This window comes from Rhizobium sp. P43 (genome assembly GCF_056730705.1).
On sequence record NZ_CM161539.1, the window covers coordinates 1,113,522 to 1,130,087 of the forward strand.

At 61.3% G+C, this 16,566-nt stretch carries 15 protein-coding genes and 1 other RNA gene; 9 read left to right on the forward strand and 7 right to left on the reverse strand.

The features are described from left to right. Positions 1-98: 98 nt before the first annotated feature. The 4 genes from AC1PUL_RS05535 to AC1PUL_RS05550 form a co-directional block, all read right to left on the reverse strand. On the reverse strand, positions 99-1,292 hold the full coding sequence (locus tag AC1PUL_RS05535; protein ID WP_480467079.1) for a lytic murein transglycosylase: 1,194 nt from the start codon (positions 1,290-1,292) through the stop codon (positions 99-101). Positions 1,293-1,392: 100 nt separating this feature from the next. Further along, positions 1,393-2,172: a glycoside hydrolase family 25 protein gene (locus tag AC1PUL_RS05540; RefSeq protein WP_480467081.1), complete on the reverse strand. Its 780-nt coding sequence runs from the start codon at positions 2,170-2,172 to the stop codon at positions 1,393-1,395. Between the two features lie 129 nt (positions 2,173-2,301). Continuing rightward, the gene (locus tag AC1PUL_RS05545) at positions 2,302-2,970 is read right to left on the reverse strand and encodes a class I SAM-dependent methyltransferase (RefSeq protein WP_480467083.1); all 669 of its coding nucleotides are present in this window, start codon (positions 2,968-2,970) and stop codon (positions 2,302-2,304) included. After that, positions 2,967-4,217 carry a BtaA family protein gene (locus AC1PUL_RS05550; RefSeq protein WP_480467084.1) on the reverse strand — a complete coding sequence of 417 codons (1,251 nt, stop codon included), beginning with the start codon at positions 4,215-4,217 and terminating at the stop codon, positions 2,967-2,969. The genes AC1PUL_RS05545 and AC1PUL_RS05550 overlap by 4 nt, the downstream gene beginning before the upstream one ends. Positions 4,218-4,356: 139 nt before the next feature. Between AC1PUL_RS05550 and AC1PUL_RS05555 the strand changes: the two genes are divergently transcribed. Both AC1PUL_RS05555 and AC1PUL_RS05560 read left to right on the forward strand, forming a co-directional pair. Then, complete coding sequence (locus tag AC1PUL_RS05555; protein ID WP_480467086.1) at positions 4,357-5,928, forward strand: putative bifunctional diguanylate cyclase/phosphodiesterase; 1,572 nt, start codon at positions 4,357-4,359, stop codon at positions 5,926-5,928. 90 nt (positions 5,929-6,018) lie between these two features. After that, a complete protein-coding gene (locus AC1PUL_RS05560; RefSeq protein ID WP_480467088.1) occupies positions 6,019-7,386 on the forward strand; it encodes a serine hydrolase domain-containing protein in 1,368 nt (455 codons plus the stop codon). 3 nt (positions 7,387-7,389) lie between these two features. Here the strand turns inward: AC1PUL_RS05560 and AC1PUL_RS05565 are convergent, their stop codons facing one another. The 3 genes from AC1PUL_RS05565 to AC1PUL_RS05575 all read right to left on the reverse strand — a co-directional run bounded on the left by AC1PUL_RS05565 (position 7,390) and on the right by AC1PUL_RS05575 (position 10,356). Further along, on the reverse strand, positions 7,390-8,328 hold the full coding sequence (locus AC1PUL_RS05565) for a transglycosylase SLT domain-containing protein (RefSeq protein WP_480467089.1): 939 nt from the start codon (positions 8,326-8,328) through the stop codon (positions 7,390-7,392). A 131-nt stretch (positions 8,329-8,459) separates the two neighbouring features. Beyond that, positions 8,460-9,095 carry a LysE family translocator gene (locus AC1PUL_RS05570; RefSeq protein WP_480467090.1) on the reverse strand — a complete coding sequence of 212 codons (636 nt, stop codon included), beginning with the start codon at positions 9,093-9,095 and terminating at the stop codon, positions 8,460-8,462. A gap of 46 nt (positions 9,096-9,141) precedes the next feature. Beyond that, positions 9,142-10,356 (reverse strand): pyrophosphate--fructose-6-phosphate 1-phosphotransferase, encoded by a 1,215-nt coding sequence (locus AC1PUL_RS05575; protein WP_480467092.1) that lies wholly within the window; start codon positions 10,354-10,356, stop codon positions 9,142-9,144. A 317-nt stretch (positions 10,357-10,673) separates the two neighbouring features. Here AC1PUL_RS05575 and AC1PUL_RS05580 point away from each other — a divergent pair, with 317 nt between their 5' ends. From AC1PUL_RS05580 to rsmH, 7 genes are all read left to right on the forward strand, one after another. Further along, on the forward strand, positions 10,674-11,411 hold the full coding sequence (locus AC1PUL_RS05580) for a TerB family tellurite resistance protein (protein WP_480467094.1): 738 nt from the start codon (positions 10,674-10,676) through the stop codon (positions 11,409-11,411). Then, positions 11,408-12,169, forward strand: a complete 762-nt coding sequence (locus AC1PUL_RS05585) for an N-acetylmuramoyl-L-alanine amidase (protein WP_480467096.1) — start codon at positions 11,408-11,410, stop codon at positions 12,167-12,169. Before AC1PUL_RS05580 ends, AC1PUL_RS05585 begins: the two co-directional genes overlap by 4 nt. 255 nt (positions 12,170-12,424) lie before the next feature. Continuing rightward, positions 12,425-12,949, forward strand: coding sequence for a transglycosylase SLT domain-containing protein (locus AC1PUL_RS05590; protein ID WP_298461636.1), 525 nt, complete (start codon positions 12,425-12,427; stop codon positions 12,947-12,949). Positions 12,950-13,034: 85 nt separating this feature from the next. Continuing rightward, the gene (locus tag AC1PUL_RS05595; RefSeq protein ID WP_480467097.1) at positions 13,035-14,225 is read left to right on the forward strand and encodes an NAD(P)/FAD-dependent oxidoreductase; all 1,191 of its coding nucleotides are present in this window, start codon (positions 13,035-13,037) and stop codon (positions 14,223-14,225) included. 79 nt (positions 14,226-14,304) lie between these two features. After that, positions 14,305-14,703: RNase P RNA component class A (gene rnpB, locus AC1PUL_RS05600), an RNA gene on the forward strand. A 382-nt stretch (positions 14,704-15,085) separates the two neighbouring features. Beyond that, complete coding sequence (gene mraZ / locus AC1PUL_RS05605; protein WP_136542797.1) at positions 15,086-15,523, forward strand: division/cell wall cluster transcriptional repressor MraZ; 438 nt, start codon at positions 15,086-15,088, stop codon at positions 15,521-15,523. A 17-nt stretch (positions 15,524-15,540) separates the two neighbouring features. Next, the gene (gene rsmH, locus AC1PUL_RS05610; RefSeq protein ID WP_480467099.1) at positions 15,541-16,566 is read left to right on the forward strand and encodes a 16S rRNA (cytosine(1402)-N(4))-methyltransferase RsmH; all 1,026 of its coding nucleotides are present in this window, start codon (positions 15,541-15,543) and stop codon (positions 16,564-16,566) included.

Sequence of the window (16,566 nt, forward strand, 5' to 3'; positions counted from 1 at the left end):
CTTCGCATTCGTCATGATCTTCCGGTGCGCTTGCGAAAGACAAAAAAGCCGGGACGACGTCATCGACCCGGCTTTAATGATGATCCTCGACGGATGGCTCAGAGTGCGCTGAGAAGGGCAGGCGTCGGCCAGCCATCGGCGGGCAGGCCAACCCGCTGCTGTTCCTTCTGCACGGCGACGCGCGTACCGGCGCCCAAGATGCCGTCGATCTTGCCGACGTCATGGCCAAGTGCCTGCAACTTGGTCTGAAGCGCCTTCATCTGATCGACGTCGAGGCCCTGTTCGGGATTGCCCTTCTGATAGACCGGTGCGCCGCCGAAGCGGGTGGCGAAATAGGCTGCCGAGGTCGTGTAGATGAAGGACTGGTTCCATTCGAGATAGATGTTGAAGTTCGGATAGGTGATGAAGGCCGGCCCCTTGCGGCCCTGCGGCAGCACGAGGGCGGCCGGCAGAGAAGAGAAGGCTGTGTTGCCATCGCGCGGCTGGACGCCGAGTGCGAACCAGTCTCCAGCGGTCAGCGTGCCGCCGAGACCTGATTTCTCGAAGGGCAGATTGTCCGGGATCGTGACCTCCTGGATCCAGGGCTCGCCGCGTTTGAACCCGAGATGCTGAATGAATTTTGCCGCCGTCAGAATGGCATCCGGGCTGCTCTGCTTGACGTTGACGTGACCGTCGCCGTCACCGTCACCGTCGATGCCAAACTCGATGATATCCTCTGGAAGCATCTGGACCTGACCGATTTCGCCGGCCCAGGCGCCGGTATTGGTCGCGGGTTCCAGGTCACCATGCTCGACCATCTTGATGAGGGCGAGAAGTTGCGGGCGGAAGAGCTCCGGGCGGCGGCAGTCGTGGGCAAGGGTCACCAGGGCGTTGCGCGTGTTGAAATCGCCCTGAACCGCGCCGAAGTCGGTTTCCATGGCCCAGAAGGCCGTGATGACGCCGGCCGGCACGCCATACTCCTGCTCGGCACGGGCGAAGACCTCGGCATATTCCTTGATCTTTTGCCGACCGATGTCGAGGCGGGACTGGCTGACGGTGCGCCCGGAAAACTCGAGGAAGGTCTGGCGGAAGACACCCTGAGACCGGTCGCGGGAGAGAACCTTCTGGTCGATTGCGGCTCCGGCCAGCGCCTTGTCGGCGACATCGGCCGGGGTGCCCGCGGCAATGGCTTCCGCCTTGACACCGTCCAGGAAGGTCGCGAGATCGCCACCGCATTGCTGCTGCGCCTGGGCCAGACCCGTGGAGGCAAGGAGCAGGGCGAGGGGGAGCGCAAGACGCCGGGCTTTGTTCATCGATCGGTCCTTCATTTTAAAGTTCCGGCGCATGGCGCTTCTTGCGTATGCATCCGGTCAATTCAGGTGGTTCAGCAGAGCCTCTAGGCCGTGTTTGCGATCATTTCGAGACGGCAGCAACCCAATTCTGCCAGTTCTTCTGCGTGCCGGCAAAGACGTTGATGTCGGTTTCTCCGTTGATGCCGGGGATAACGCCGGTCGAGGTATACTGCCAGAACGACCAGCGGCGCTCCGGATAGATGACACTGGGGTGCTGGGCGACAGCCCGAACCCAGAAATGATGGTCCTTGAAGGCGCCTTCGAGATTGTCCCGGTGAAAGTCGACCGAGGTATAGATGATCGGGCGCTTGCCGTAATGGGCCTCGATGCGTTGCATGAACCGCTGCATTTCCGCGCGCACAGTCGCGGGATCTGGCCTCAGGCGGCAGGTCGGAGAGGTCGGGTTCCATTCGACGTCGAGCACCGGCGGCAGAAGGTTTGCGTCGCGCGGCACATTGCGGATGAACCAGTCGGCCTGTTCGTCCGCCGATGAGCAGAAGTAGTAGAAGTGGTAGGCCGCATGCGGGATATCGGCGTCGCTGGCTCCCTGCCAGTACTCTTGGAAACGCGGATCCAGCATGTCCTTGCCTTCCGTTGCCTTGATGAAGACGAAGGAAACCCCCGACCTCTTCACTTGGCGCCAATCGACGTCGCCGTTCCACTTGGAGACATCGATGCCATGGACTTCGTGGCGATGCGGGGTCTTGCCATCGAAATGCTGCGGATCGGTGTCGTGGAAGCGCGGTGAGACGGAGGCCGTTTCCAGCACGTCATAGGATCCCGAGGTGCAGGCCGTCATGGCGAGGCAAGTCAGGAGAAGCGTCGAAAGCCAGCGCATCATGGGTCCGTGATCTCAGAATGGACGGTCGATGCGCCCAATCGGCTCATCAACGGTTCGTGGGGCAGGCGCGAACACCGTCCCCATCATGGTGAAAACCGGATTAGATGCAATCTTGCTTGCGCGAGGCGGTCAGCGCGTCAGGACGGCGTGCCAGGCATAACCGCGCCAAAGTGGCTGGAAGCTGAGGCCTAGACCCTGCGCCAAGGCGCGCTCTTCCAGCACGGCGCGCAGGTCCGGACGGGGCGTGACGTGGAAGCGGACTAGCCAGGCCTGCAGTCCGCTCCTGAACCATCGCGGCAGGTGTTCCTGCTGGCCGAAATCGACGATATGCAGCGACCCTTTCGGTGCAAGCGCGTCGATCCCCCTGTCAATCGCCGCCTGCCAGTCCGGGATCATGGAGAGCGCGTAGGAGATCATCACGCGATCGAAATGGGGTTCGGCAAAATCGGCAGGTCGGAAGGCTGTCGCATCCGCGACCTCAAGCCTTGGGGGAGAGGCTGTGCCCTGAAACTTCGCCCGAGCGGTTGCCAGCATTTCTGCCGAGATATCCAGACCGTAAAGGCGCGCCGCCGGGAATTGCCGGCGGGCCAGCACAAGGTTGCGGCCAGTGCCGCAGCCGATCTCCAGCAGCGAACCGCCCTTCGGAACATCCAGGCTCGTGATCATGTGGTCACGGCCGAGCAGATAGTATTTGCGCGTCAGGTCGTAAATATGGCGCTGGTAGCGATACATCCGGTCCATGCGGTCGGCATGGCTGTCATTCTGATCGGCTGCGAAGGTGGCAGGGCTTTCGCTCATGCGGGCCGCTTTTCGTAGATGTGGAAACCGCCATAGATGGCGGAGCGATCCTGACGGTTCAGGTTCTGTGAGCGGTCGGCGTGGTAATCCCACTGGGCGAGCAGATCCGGCGCGAGCTTGCCGTTCAGGATGCTCTCTTCCGCAGCCGTGCGGAAGATGACACGGGCGCCCTCGGCGGCGGTGCGCGTGATTTCGGTCCACAGCTCGTTCAACTGCCGCGGGTTCATCCAGTCCTGGGCGTCCAGAAGCACGTAACGGTCGACGCTGTTTGCCGGCTTCTTCGTCAGGAGCTCGGTGAAGCTTGCATGGTCGACCGTCACGCGATCGGCGGCATCGCGAATGGCGCAATAGTGCTGCTCCTGCAGATAGGTCGGCAGCACGCCTTCTTCCGGCTTCGGATAGCGGCGCATGAAGGCCTGCCAGGCGAAATAGTTGTCCTTCAGGAGGAAGTGGCAGCAGAGTTTTTCCAGCCTGTGGCGCAGGACGGGTGCGATCGTGCCGTCGTCGGCGAGCGATGCAAGCTCGTCATATTGCTGTGGCGGAATGCCGAGACCGAAGAGCGAACTCTTCTGGCGGGTGAGCCAGCGGATCAGCGGCTTGTCGAACAGCGGCGCGATCCGGCTGTCGAAGAACATGCGCTGTTCGCGCAGCGACCGGGTTTGCGCGAGTTCCTCCAGCCGCACGCCATGGCTGCGGGCAATCAGGTGGCCGATGGCGATGAAGCGGCCGAGCAGGCCGGTGCGATAGATGTTGCGATTGAAGACCGCGATGCGCCGGCGGCCGTCCAGTCCGCGCGCGTCCCAATGGCGCCGGGTGGCGGCGTCGAGATGGGAGGCGATATGGCGGTCATAGAGACGCACATTCGATTTCACCGAATGCTCGCCCAGCAATCGCCGGACCGATGCGTGGTCCGGAAGGTGGCGGAAGGCTGCGAGCTTCAGGCGGTTCAGCGCGATGTGGTTCGGGTTGAGATCGACTACGTCGATCGAGGCCGGACGGCGGCTCAGGTAAGCCAGCATATTGCAGCCGCCGGAGCCGATCGTCACGATCCGATGGCCCTCGGCCAGGTCCATGGCCTGCATGTCGACTTCCGGATCTTCCCAGATCTGGGCGTAGACGAGGCCTGAGAAAAGCCAGCCGAACACGCGTTCCGACATGCCGGCGGGTGAGAGGGCTGCGTGCTGCAGCAGGGCGTCCTTCAGCTTCTCGTTTCCGCGAAATCCGGCATCTGGTGCAAGCTCGGTCATATCGATCCGCCGTCCTGTTGTGTTTCACGGCGTGTAGCGTCGCGTTGCTACAGTTTGATGACGTCACCCCCGAAGGACGGTAACCGAATTTCAACGCATTCTATGCAAATTCTCCTCAGTTATTTTTGGGGTGTTTAACATGATGTTAAGTGAAATCCCGCTCGGCAGACGTTTGCATTATGGTCTTGCCGGCTTTGTTGGCGGTGCTGCCGCGCCTCTTGCGATTGCGGTTCCGTTGGTTGCTCAGTCCGGTTTTCCGGCGCTTTCCACTACACTCAGCGATCATTGGTCCCTTTTGGCTGCTTGCTGCCTGCCGCTTGTCGGCACGGCCCTCGGTTGGCGCATCGCTGCCTGGGAGACAGCCTTGCATGACCGCATTCGCCACCTGGAGGGGGGCGCGTCGGTGCTCAGAGCTGCCTCACGGACCGACAGCTTGACCGGTCTTGGGAACCGCCAGACGCTGAATGAGGCGCTTGCGAAAAGGCTGGAAACCGGCGGCCCTGGCGGCGGTACGTTGCTTCTCCTTGATCTTGACCGATTCAACTACGTCAACGGCACGCTGGGACATGCTGCCGGCGACGCCCTGTTGGTGGCCGTTGCGGATCGCCTGCGTCAGGCTGCTGGCGGGGATGCAGAGCTCTACCGGATCGGGGCTGACGAGTTTGCGGTCATCCTTCCCCAAGTGCATCGGAGAGCCGTTGCAGAATTTGTCTGCCTGGAGATCGAGCAGGCCATGGCGGTGCCTTTCGACCTCGCCGAGGGCCGCATCATGGCCGATGTCAGCATCGGTGCGGTCCATATCTCTCCGCAGGATGAGGACCCGGCCCGCTTGCTTGAGCGGGGAGCTATGGCGCTCTATCGTGCGAAGGAAGCTTTCGGGCCTGCACATGCCTTCTACGACGAGACCGTCGCCCGTGAGGTGAGGCACGGTCTGGAACTCGAACGGGATCTTTCCCGAGGCTTCGTCGATGGTGAATTCTATCTCGAGTATCAGCCCATCGTCGGCGTCGAGAGCGGCGAAGTCCGCTCGCTTGAAGCGCTCCTGCGCTGGCGTCATCCGGAAAAGGGGTTGATTACACCCGATGTCTTCATCCCTCTTGCAGAGAAGACCGGTATCATCCAGCTGATCGGCAAATGGGTTGTACAGCAGGCCTGTGCCGCCGCCGCGACATGGCCGGCACCCACCGGTGTCAGCGTCAATGTGTCCGGGGATCAGTTCAAGGATCCGCAATTCGTTGCCCACATCCTCGATTGCCTTGTCGACACGGGGCTTGCGGCGGAGCGCCTCACGGTCGAGGTGACGGAAGCGGTGTTCTCCGTCGATATCGACCTTGTCTGCCGCAGTCTGGCGGAATTGCGGTCGGCCGGTGTGCGCATTGCGCTTGACGACTTCGGAACGGGCTTCTCCTCCATCAACAATCTGAGACTTTTCCCGCTCGACGAATTGAAGATCGACCGCTCCTTTGCGCAGCAGATGCTGGAGACGACGCAGGGCGCCAGACTGGTCGACCTGATGCACAAGCTGTCGGAGACCTTCCAGATCCGCACCACGATCGAGGGCATCGAGACCAAGAATCAGCTCGACTACGTCAGGCTGCTGGGCATAGGCGAGGCCCAGGGTTTTCTGTTTTCCAGACCCTTCGCCCCGGCAGACGTCTTGGGCTATCTACAGACACACGTGGTTCAGCGCTCGGCCTCGCCGGCAAGCTGAAAGTCACGGGATAAGCGTGGAGTGTCTTCATCCTGATCTTTCGCCTGTCATGCATTCCTGCTTCGATGGTGATCACAGGAGGACGGACATATGCGGAAACTGGTGAAGTGGGCCTTGCGGAGCGTGGTTGCCCTGGTTGTGATCCTAGGGCTCGGTGCCGGTTGGGTCATTGCTTTTCCGCCGGAATTGTTGCGGGTGGGGACTGGCTATGCAGCCAAGATCATCTGCTCCAACGTTTTTATTGCCGGTCGTGATGCGGACGACGTGCTGCGCGATGACGTGCAGGCACCAGGACATCCCTTGCTGAAGCTCGTCAGCGCGGATGTTGACCTCGAACAGGGGCTTGTCAGGACGTCCTTGATCGGCGTCGTTGCGCCGTCTGCGGCGCTCTATCGCACCGGCCTTGGCTGCACCACCGTGCGAGAAAGCGAAATCGACGCGGCGAGGGCACTGACCGCGCCAGCAGCGGAAGTATCTCCCCCAGATCTGGCGACGGCCTGGCCGGAGGGGGAGGCGGATGTCGAGAATGATACCCGCCTTGCCGAGGTCCTTGATGATCCGGATCTGGTCGGCCCGCATGTCCGCGCCGTTCTCGTCGTCAAGGATGGTCGGATCATCGGCGAGACTTATGGCGCTGGCTTCAATGCGCAGACGCCTTTGCTCGGTTGGTCGATGACGAAGACGGTGACCGCAGCGCTTGTCGGTATCCTCAAGCGCGAAGGGCGGATCGATGAAAAGGCGGCAAATCTGTTCCCCGAGTGGAGCAATGATCGCCGCGCTGAGATTACACTTGCCAATCTGCTCGCGATGGAAAGCGGCCTGCGCTTCAACGAGAGCTATGGTGATGTGACCGACGTGACGCGGATGCTTTATCTGGAAGGCGACATGGGCGCCTATGTGGCGTCATTGCCTGCCGAAGCCCAGCGAGGCACGCAGTTCAACTACTCCTCCGGCGAGACGGTGCTCATCTCCCGCTATTGGATGTCCCAGTTCGCTGATCGCAAGGACGCGCTTGCCTTTCCCCGGCGTGCCTTGTTCGACGCGATCGGCATGCGCAGTGCCGTGCTTGAAGCGGATCCGACGGGCACCTTTGTGGGCGGCTCGTATCTTTATGCGACCGCGCGAGACTGGGCCCGGTTCGGGTTGCTGATCGCCGAGAAGGGCCGGTGGGCCGATCGGCAGATCATTGATCCCTCGATCATGACCAAAATCTATGCGCCGACAGTCGCCTCCGGCGGCGATTACACCGAGGGCCAGGCGTGGCAGAATGGACCGGGTGGCAATGACAGCAATTTTGCGCTGCCAGACGACGCGCTGTGGATGTCGGGCCACGATGGGCAGTCGATCGCGGTTATTCCGTCGGAGCGACTGGTGGTCGTCAGAATGGGCTTGACCCCGCGCAGGCTAGACTACAGGCCGCAGCGGCTTGTTCAGGCTGTGCGCGAAGTCCTGCGCTGATACTCACTGCATGAGGTGCAGCAGACCCTTTCGCTTGGCATCGTAGTAATAGCCACGCGAATAAAGCCGGATGGCCTGATCGTGGTCGTTGTCCGCAACGATCCAGGCACCGCGCAGATACTTCACTGCATATCTGATGTTCGTTTCCGCGTCGAAAAGCCCCTCGGCCGGGCCTTGGTAGCCCATTGCCTTTGCCGTGTTGTAACGGATCTGCATCAGGCCGTAATTGCCCTTGCTATAGGCGGCCGGATCGTAGCGGCTCTCGCGATGAACGACGCGATGAACGAGGTCGAGCGGTACCTCGTATTTTTCTGCGTATTTTTCGAGCAGCGCGTTGAGCCGGGTCGGGCCAACGGTCGATGGCTTGCGTTCGGCGTTCAAAGCAGGCGGTTCGCCGGGCGGCGAGACGTCGAAGGGATCGCCAAAGCTGGTGAGTGCTGTGACGCGCAAGGGGGCTGCATAGGCCAGAACAACCTCAGGCCTGTCGCCGGCCGGCGCGGCTGCCGTGGCCACCGCCGCCGATGCAGGTGCTGCCAGTGTTGCCTGGGTTGGGGCCGCAGCCGCTGCGATCTGCTGACTGCCGGTCGTTGTCGTGGGCGTGGTGACCATGGCGAGCGCATCGGTCGCAGCGGTCTGTGGTGCCGTGGGAGACAGGGCGGAAGCCTTCAGCGCCGGGATCGGGGCCGCCGTTTCGGTGCCGGGAATGATCGGTGCAGGGCCGGGATTGGCCGCAGCGAGTTCGGCCTGTGTCATAACCGGAGCACCGCTCGTCACGGCCTCTGCCGCCAGGGCGGCCTGCATTTCCGGCGATGTTGGATTGGCTTTGGGCGCCGAGGCGAGATCCGCCTTCACGCTTTCATCGATCGCGGTGCATCCGCTCAATCCAGCCAACAGGGAGACGGCCATGCACAGCGCAATGCCACGATCAGTTCTGACGTTCATGCCATTATCCGTTACGAGACGCAGGCGAAGAGATCGGCAAATCACCGACAATTCGTTTCCATTCCTTAATCTATGCCCAGCATTGCGGCAAGCTTGCGACCGGGCGGGCTTCCCGGACGCGCTGCAAATCTTCAGGCAGCGATCTTGCGATAGCCGGCAGTGACGGCCTTCGCGGCAATCAGAACGGTTCCGCCAGATCGATTGACCGTGCGGCGAACCACATGTTTTCTCATCACTTTCCGGGCGCGCTCGGCAAACAGTGCATAGGGAAGGGTGGTGACCACGGTAAGCGCCAGGAAGGTGCCGCCGAGCGCCAGGGCCTGCGGGACATAGGCGGCATCCGGCGTTAGGAATTGCGACAGAATTGCGGCGGCGAGCAGGCCGCTGCGCAGGTCCCGGGATTCGCTGCGCGAGCAGTGGAGGATCACCCGCAGCGGGCGCTCTTCAGGCAGGTTGTCATTGTCAGCCACAGGTTCCACACCAACCGGTGCGCGCGACAGGCCAAGCGCAAATAGGGCCAGCCAGAGCAGACCGATCCACTGATAGACCGCGAAAGCTGTCGGTGACAGGGAAAGCAGCCCCCAGGACAATATCAGCGCTGCAGTGACCGGCACCACTGCGCCAAGGGCCGTCCCGGTTGCCGTGGCGAAGACGCTCTTGCGGCCATGGGCCAGCGCATAGGCCAGCACCAAACGCTTCGAGCGGCCGGGCACAAGCAGAGCGGCCGTCGCAATCGCCGCGAACAGGATCCAGACAGACAGGGGCATGACACTCACTCCTCGAACAAGAGGAAGCCAGCTTTCGACGGCGAGGTCAATGGATTGGACGGTACTTCTGTCCGAGATAATCCATCACTTCTTTGAACCATGGCGTGTCCAGGTCGAATGGCTTGCCGCCCTTGATGCGGGGGAACTCAATGGTGCGCAGACGCCCACCCTGATCCTCGTCATGGCCGGTGACACCGGAGACCTTGTTGAGGCCGCTTTCGACGGCGAGATCCACCATGCTCTGGATGAGCCTTAGGTCATCATAATTGGCCGGGGCCGAGCGTGCATAGTAGCCGGATTTCTGGACCATCGAGCGGTCGGCATCGAGGAGCTTGGCGAAGTGCTTCTGGAACCAGTTTCCTACATTGATCGTGTCGAGCTTCACATGGCCGAAGGCGTCGCGTTTGATCTCCTCGCCGGCGGCTTCGCGATCGGCGACGATCTCGTCCATGCAGGCGCCTTCCGAAACGAAAAGCGTGACGAAACCAGTGCGGTCCATGATCTCCTTCAGACGGGCGGCTTCGCCTTCCATGTCGAAATGGGTTTCCGGCAGATAGAGACCGTCGATGTTCTTGAGCTCCTGATTCATCATGAAGCCTTCGACATATTCATTGTGCTTGGTGCGCTGCATGTAGGCGCGGGCGGTTGCCGCCGTCAGCCAGCCGCAGTGGCGACCCATGACTTCGTGGATGACAAGCGTGCGCGGCGAGGCGCTCTGCTCGTTGGAGACGTGGTCGAAGAAGCGGGCCCCGACTTCGGCCGCCGTCCAGGCGCCGAGCGTCTGCTTGATCGGATAGACGTCGTTGTCGACGGTCTTCGGCAGGCCGACGACGGTGAGGTTATAGCCGTTGGCGCCGAGATAGGCGGCAAGGTCTGCGGCTGTCGTGTTGGTGTCGTCACCGCCGATCGTGTGCAGGATGGTGATGCCATCGGCGGCTAGACGTTCGGCTGCGACCCGAAGTGGGTTTTCATCCTCCTTGACGAGGCCGCGCTTGACGCAGTCGGCGACATTGGTGAGCTTTACGCGGCTGTTGCCGATCGGCGAGCCGCCATAGCGATGCAGAACATGCGCCTTTTCGCGCATCTCCTTGGTGATCTCGATCTTGTAGTCCATGAGCAGACCGCGGAAGCCGGACTTGTAGGCGACGATCTCGACTTCGGGTGCGATGTCGGTGTAGCGCTCGATCAATCCGCCCACGGCGGACGAGAGACAGGGCGCGAGGCCCCCGGCGGTCAACATCGCGACTTTCTGCTTGGCCATCATTCCTCCTCGGGCCGTCATAGAGCCCGCTGCCGTCTGCGTCAGGTGGCAAATGGATGCGATAGGCGGTCACGGCTGTAAAGCGAAAAAATCAAGAAAAACCAACGTTTCGCTGCGCGTTTCGCGGCGTCCGTGAATATAATCGATTCAATCGCCACGATGTCCCGGAACGCCGCCTGTGGATAATCCGTCGCGAATGGCAGTGCGAACAGATCCTGCCTGTTTCAGCAAAACCGATTCAAGATGAAGAAACTTTAATCTGCGCTTACTGGCTCGGCTCCTTGCTTTTCCTGGACATATTTGGTCAAGCTTTTCGCATGATCTTCGATTTCGCCTGCGAACAAATATCGTCATTCTGGGACCGTTTGCTCGGTGCGATCGGTGACGCCGCCGGCAATGTGATCGGCAGCATCGTCGAAGCCGTGCGCACGGTGTTCGAAGGCGATCCCGAAACGCGGCGACGCGTTTCCTTCTCCGTTGCGATCATTGCCCTGTCAGCCAAGATGGCGAAGGCTGACGGGATCGTGTCGAATGCCGAGGTCGATGCATTCCGCAAGATTTTCGAGTTTCCGCCGGAAGAGGCGCGGAACGTCGCGCGCCTTTACAATCTCGCGCGCCAGGATGTCGCCGGATTCGAGACCTATGCGAAAAATCTTGCCACCATGTGCCGGACCTGTGACGAGTTCTGCCCGGTTCTCGAAGACATCATCGACGCACTCTTCCACATCGCCAAGGCCGATGGTCTGGTGCATGAGAAGGAACTGGCATTCCTCGCCCGTATTGCAGAGATTTTCAGCATTCCGGATGAACGTTTCGCCTCGATTACAGAGCGGCACATTCACCAGGAGGGTGATCCCTATGGTGTGCTCGGCGTAAAGCCCTCGGACGATTTTGCGACGATCCGCAGGCGGTACAGGGCGCTGGCTGCCGAACATCATCCGGATCGTCTGCATGCGCGTGGCGTACCGACGGAGTTCCACTCGGTGGCGCATCACCGCATGGCGAAGTTCAACGCGGCCTATTCGGCAATCGAAAAGGCGCGTCGCGCCGCATGACGTCTTTCCAGGCTGACTACGGGCGTGCGGAGATCTGTCCGTCTCCGAATCATGGCGAGCGGCTCGGCGTCGAGCGGCCCGATATTCTTCTCCTGCATTACACCGGAATGCCGTCTGCCGAGGGCGCGCAGGCATGGCTCTGCACGCCAGAGAGCCAGGTTTCCAGTCACTACATCGTCCATGAGGACGGGCGTGTTGTGCAGATGGTCCCCGAATCGCGTCGTGCCTGGCATGCGGGCAAAAGCGTCTGGGCCGGTGAGACCGACATTAATTCCCGTTCGATCGGCATTGAAATCGCCAATGCCGGGCATCCCGCAGGGCTGCCGGATTATCCCGATGTGCAGATCGAATCCGTCATCCAATTGTGTCGCGAATGCGTCAATCGCCATCAGATAGCCCCTGAGCGGGTGCTCGCACACTCCGATGTCGCCCCCATTCGCAAGGTCGATCCGGGTGAAAATTTCCCCTGGGATCGGCTCTACCGGGCAGGGGTCGGGCACTGGGTTGAGCCCGCACCCATCGGCGGTGGACGCTTCTTCCAGCGCGGCGACCGCGGGCAGCCTGTGGAGGCGCTTCAATCGATGCTGTCCCTCTATGGCTATGGAATTGAAATCACAGGCGAATTCTGCGCTCAGACCGAGGGCGTCGTGGCCGCATTCCAGCGGCATTTCCGGCAAGCCAAGGTTGACGGCGTGGCCGACAGCTCGACCATCGAGACGCTGCATCGGCTACTGACGAGCCTGCCGCGCTTTAGCTGAAAGGCGACCCTTTACACTCTGTTTCGGACCAACGAGGTCAACGCGTGCCGATCGCTTTTGTTGCGACGCCACAGGATTTCCTCATTGGGCGGCTCTAAAGGACGGGCTGAACGGCGCCAGCGGTTCAATGAGGAACCCGGCGCGAAGATCAACTTGAGAACCGAGACGGGCGGCCCGAGCCGGGCTCGCGACGCGATTTCGCGTCCGCTTTGACGCGCGCTGACTTCGGTTGCTCGATTGGAGACTGAACCTTCCATGACACGACGACTTGTTGCTGCTGCGGCATGCATTGCCCTTCTGTTGACTCATGCCCAGTCGGCGCTTGCCGGCAGCGAGGAGCGCCGTTTCAAGAAACCACTGAAGACCATTTCCCGCGATGCCGGCTATCCGGCCGCTCCCTCCTTCTCCAAGAGCCCCTACAGCGCCATCATCACCAAATATGCCAAGACCTATGGGGTCCCTGTCGATCTCGCCCATGCCGTCGTGCGCATCGAGAGCAATTTCAATCCCAAGGCGCGTGGCAGCGCTGGCGAAGTTGGGCTCATGCAGATCAAGCCGGCAACCGCCCGGGCCATGGGCTATCGCGGCAAGACCAAGGGGCTTTACGATCCGGAGACGAATATCCGCTACGGCATGAAATACCTGTCGATGGCCCATGAACTGGGCGGGGGTGAAACCTGCGGCACCATTCTGCGCTACAATGCGGGGCACGCCGCCAAGCGCATGAACCCGATCTCCAAGCGTTATTGCGGCAAGGTCATCGCGCTGATCGGCAACTGAGAAAGACCTGTGCCGGAGGGGTTTCTCAGACTGGACACGAGGTTTCGCCATGCTATCACCGGACGCAACGTAAGGATGGTGTCGTATGGTCGAGCGGTTCAAGTTTCTTGTTGTTGGTCGGGGCATGATGGGGGCTGCAGCGGCCCGTTACCTCGCGATGCAGGGTGATGGCGTTGCCGTCATCGGCCCGGACGAGCCGAAAGACTGGGCGAACCATCAGGGCGTCTTTGCCAGCCATTATGACGAGGCGCGGATTACCCGGACGATCGATTCGAACCCAGTCTGGGCCCGGCTCGCCAATCGGTCGATCGCCCGATATGGCGAGATTGCCGCCGAGAGTGGCGTCGACTTCTACGAAGAGATTGGTTGCCTGATCGTCGGGCCGAAACGCGGCGGGCGCGATCCCTATGTCGGTCAGGTCGAGTTGGCGGCTCGCCAGCTCGGCGTTTCGATCGAGATGCTGTCGGATGCCGAGCTCACGTCGCGCTTCCGCTATTTCGACTTCGGCACCGATTGCGAGGGTGTCTACGAAGAGAAGAATGCCGGTTACGTCAATCCGCGTCGGCTCGTCGAGGCGCAGAGCGTTCTGGCCGAGAAGGCCGGTGCGACCGTGATCCGCCGGACGGCGGTGTCGGTTCGGGAGGAGGGGGATGTCGCCATCGTCACCACCGACGATGGCGCGGTCTATTCGGCGGAACGGGTGCTGATCGCCGCTGGCGGTTTCTCGATCAACGAAAACCTTCTGCCGCGTTCCCTCGATCTCAAGGTCTATGGGCGTACGGTTGCCTTCTTCGAGATCCCGGACGCGGAACTGGACGCCTATGCCGGCATGCCATCGCTGATCCACCAGCCGGATGATCCCATCGATCACATCTACCTTCTGCCGCCGGTGCGCTATCCCGATGGCAAGACCTATCTGAAGATCGGCGGCGATCCCGATGATCTGCTGCTTGAAACCGAGCCGGAGATCCGTGCCTGGTTCCGGCGCGGCGGGCGGCTGACGACACGCGATCATCTGCATCGAATCATCACCGGACTGGTGCCGACGCTTGCGGATGCGCCTATTTCCATGGCGGCCTGCGTGACCTCGTTCACGCCGGACAACTATCCGGCCATCGGTTTTGCCGGCGAGCGAATCGCCGTGTTGACCGGCGGATGCGGTGCGGCGGCGAAGAGTTCCGACGAGATCGGACGCCTCGGTGCCGAACTCATCCAGCATGGACGGATCCTGGACGATGCCTATGGGGACGTGTTCCGGCCCGTGTTCAGAGACTGATTCACCAAAAGCCTCCAAGCCGGCGTGGCGTCTCGCTTTTTGATGGCAATCGCAGAACGGGTCGGCTAAGGACCCCTTGCCAGTTGGCCGGGCAGCCGCGCTTTACCAATGCCGAAAGGCGGTAGGGTGAGGAAAGTCCGGGCTCCACGGAAACACGGTGCCGGATAACGTCCGGCGAGGGCGACCTCAGGGAAAGTGCCACAGAAAGCAAACCGCCTCGCATGCGAGGTCAGGGTGAAAGGGTGGGGTAAGAGCCCACCGCGTCGCTGGCAACAGGGACGGCACGGCAAACCCCACCGGGAGCAAAACCGAATAGGGATGACGCGGGTGGCGCGCAAGCGTTGCTACAGCCTGTTTCCGGGCCAGTCATCCGGGTGGGTTGCGCGAGGCAGCGTGCAAACGCTGTCCCAGATGAATGGCTGCCACGTTCCGGGAAACCGGGGCCATACAGAACCCGGCTTACAGGCCAACTGGCAAATTTTCCCTTTTTCCTCTTTTCGGCGAACCGCCTGAAAACAAAGGCGGAATGTGCTGCGCGCGGTCGGATCACATTTGCGGCAACGGCTGCCGAATTGCGCCCGGAAAACAGCGGCTTCTAACCATTCGTTAAGCTTAACCGCCTATCAATAATTGAATCGCGGAAAGGGCTCATCCCGACCGTTCCCATTGACGCCCATATTGTCCCATGGTATCCCATTTGCATGCCGTTGCGGGGGTCTTTCCATTCCCCCAGTCCCGTGAATCAGGTGCTTCCTCTCGTCTTTCGGGCGGGCGCGTCGCGGGTGTTTCGGTTGGTGTATCCATGCGTAATCGGGGGTCGTGTGGTGGCCCTTCGTCCAAGGGGAGGTCGGTAGTCAGAGATGAGCCGCTTCCTGTCCAACGCGACAAACAGGATCGATGCGAAGGGGCGGGTTTCCGTCCCTGCGGCATTTCGCGCCGTGCTGGTGCAGCGCGGAATTCAGGAGCTTTATTGTCTCCAGGATTTCGTCTATCCGGCGATCAATATCGGTGGTCCGGATCTGCTCGAGCGGTACGAGCGGAAAGTGGCGGCCGAGGATCCCTTTGCGTTGGAGGCAAACGAGATGTCGCTGCTGCTGCATGGTGGCGGCGTCTTCACGCGACTCGATGCCGAAGGGCGATTGGCGGTGACGGATTTCATCCGGGATTTCACGGGGATTTCCTCGGAGGTCTGTTTCGTCGGCCGTTCGGATCATTTTCAGGTGTGGCAACCGCAGGCGTTTCACGAGGCGCAGGCGAGGGCCAGAGAGGTGGTCAGGCAGCGGGGCCTGCGCACCTAGAAAGACGGGGAAACGGAATGGCGGCGAACTTTGGCGAAGGTTTTTCCGATGCCGATGGCGGACCGGTTCGTCACATTCCGGTTCTTCTCACAGAAGTGCTTGATGCGCTGGAGCCAGCTTCCGGCAAAGTCATCCTCGATGGCACCTTTGGTGCAGGCGGCTATACGACCGCCATTCTCGGCAAGGGTGCCGATGTGATTGCGCTCGACCGTGATCCCAATGCGATTGCGGGCGGTCAGGCGCTTGTCGATGCAAGCGGCGGTCGCCTCAGCCTGCATCACACGGAATTTTCCAATCTCGGCAACTTTGCGCCTGCGGGTGGTCTAGACGGTGTCGTTCTCGATATCGGCGTCTCCTCGATGCAGATCGATGAGGCCGAGCGCGGTTTTTCGTTCCAGCGCAACGGGCCGCTCGACATGCGCATGGCCGTTTCCGGCGTTTCTGCAGCGGATGTCGTCAATCGCGCCAAGGTTTCGGACCTCATCCGTATCTTCGGCTTTCTAGGCGAAGAGAAGCATGCGGGCCGAATCGCACGCGCCATCGAAAAGCGCCGCGCCAGCGAACCGTTCCAGACGACGCGTGAGCTCGCCAACCTCATCGAGACGGTCAATCCGCGCAAGGCCAAGGACAAGATCCATCCGGCCACGCGCGTTTTTCAGGCCTTGCGCATTTATGTGAACGACGAGCTGGGCGAGCTTGCCCAGGCACTGTTTGCCGCCGAGCGGGCGCTGAAGCCCGGTGGTCGTCTGGTCGTCGTCACCTTCCACTCGCTGGAAGATCGCATCGTCAAGAAATTCTTCTCCGAACGGTCCGGCAAGGCGTCAGGCTCGCGCCATCTTCCCATGGTGGAAGCGCGCCCGGCAACCTTCGAACCGGTCGGCAAGGGCATGGTCGCAGCGACAGACGAAGAGGCGGAACTGAACCCCCGCGCTCGCTCCGCGAAGCTTCGCGCCGGCATCCGCACTTCGGCGCCTGCCGAGCGCGCCGATATGTCGATCTTCGATCTGCCTGACCTTGCCACTCTCGAAAAGATCGGAGGCTGA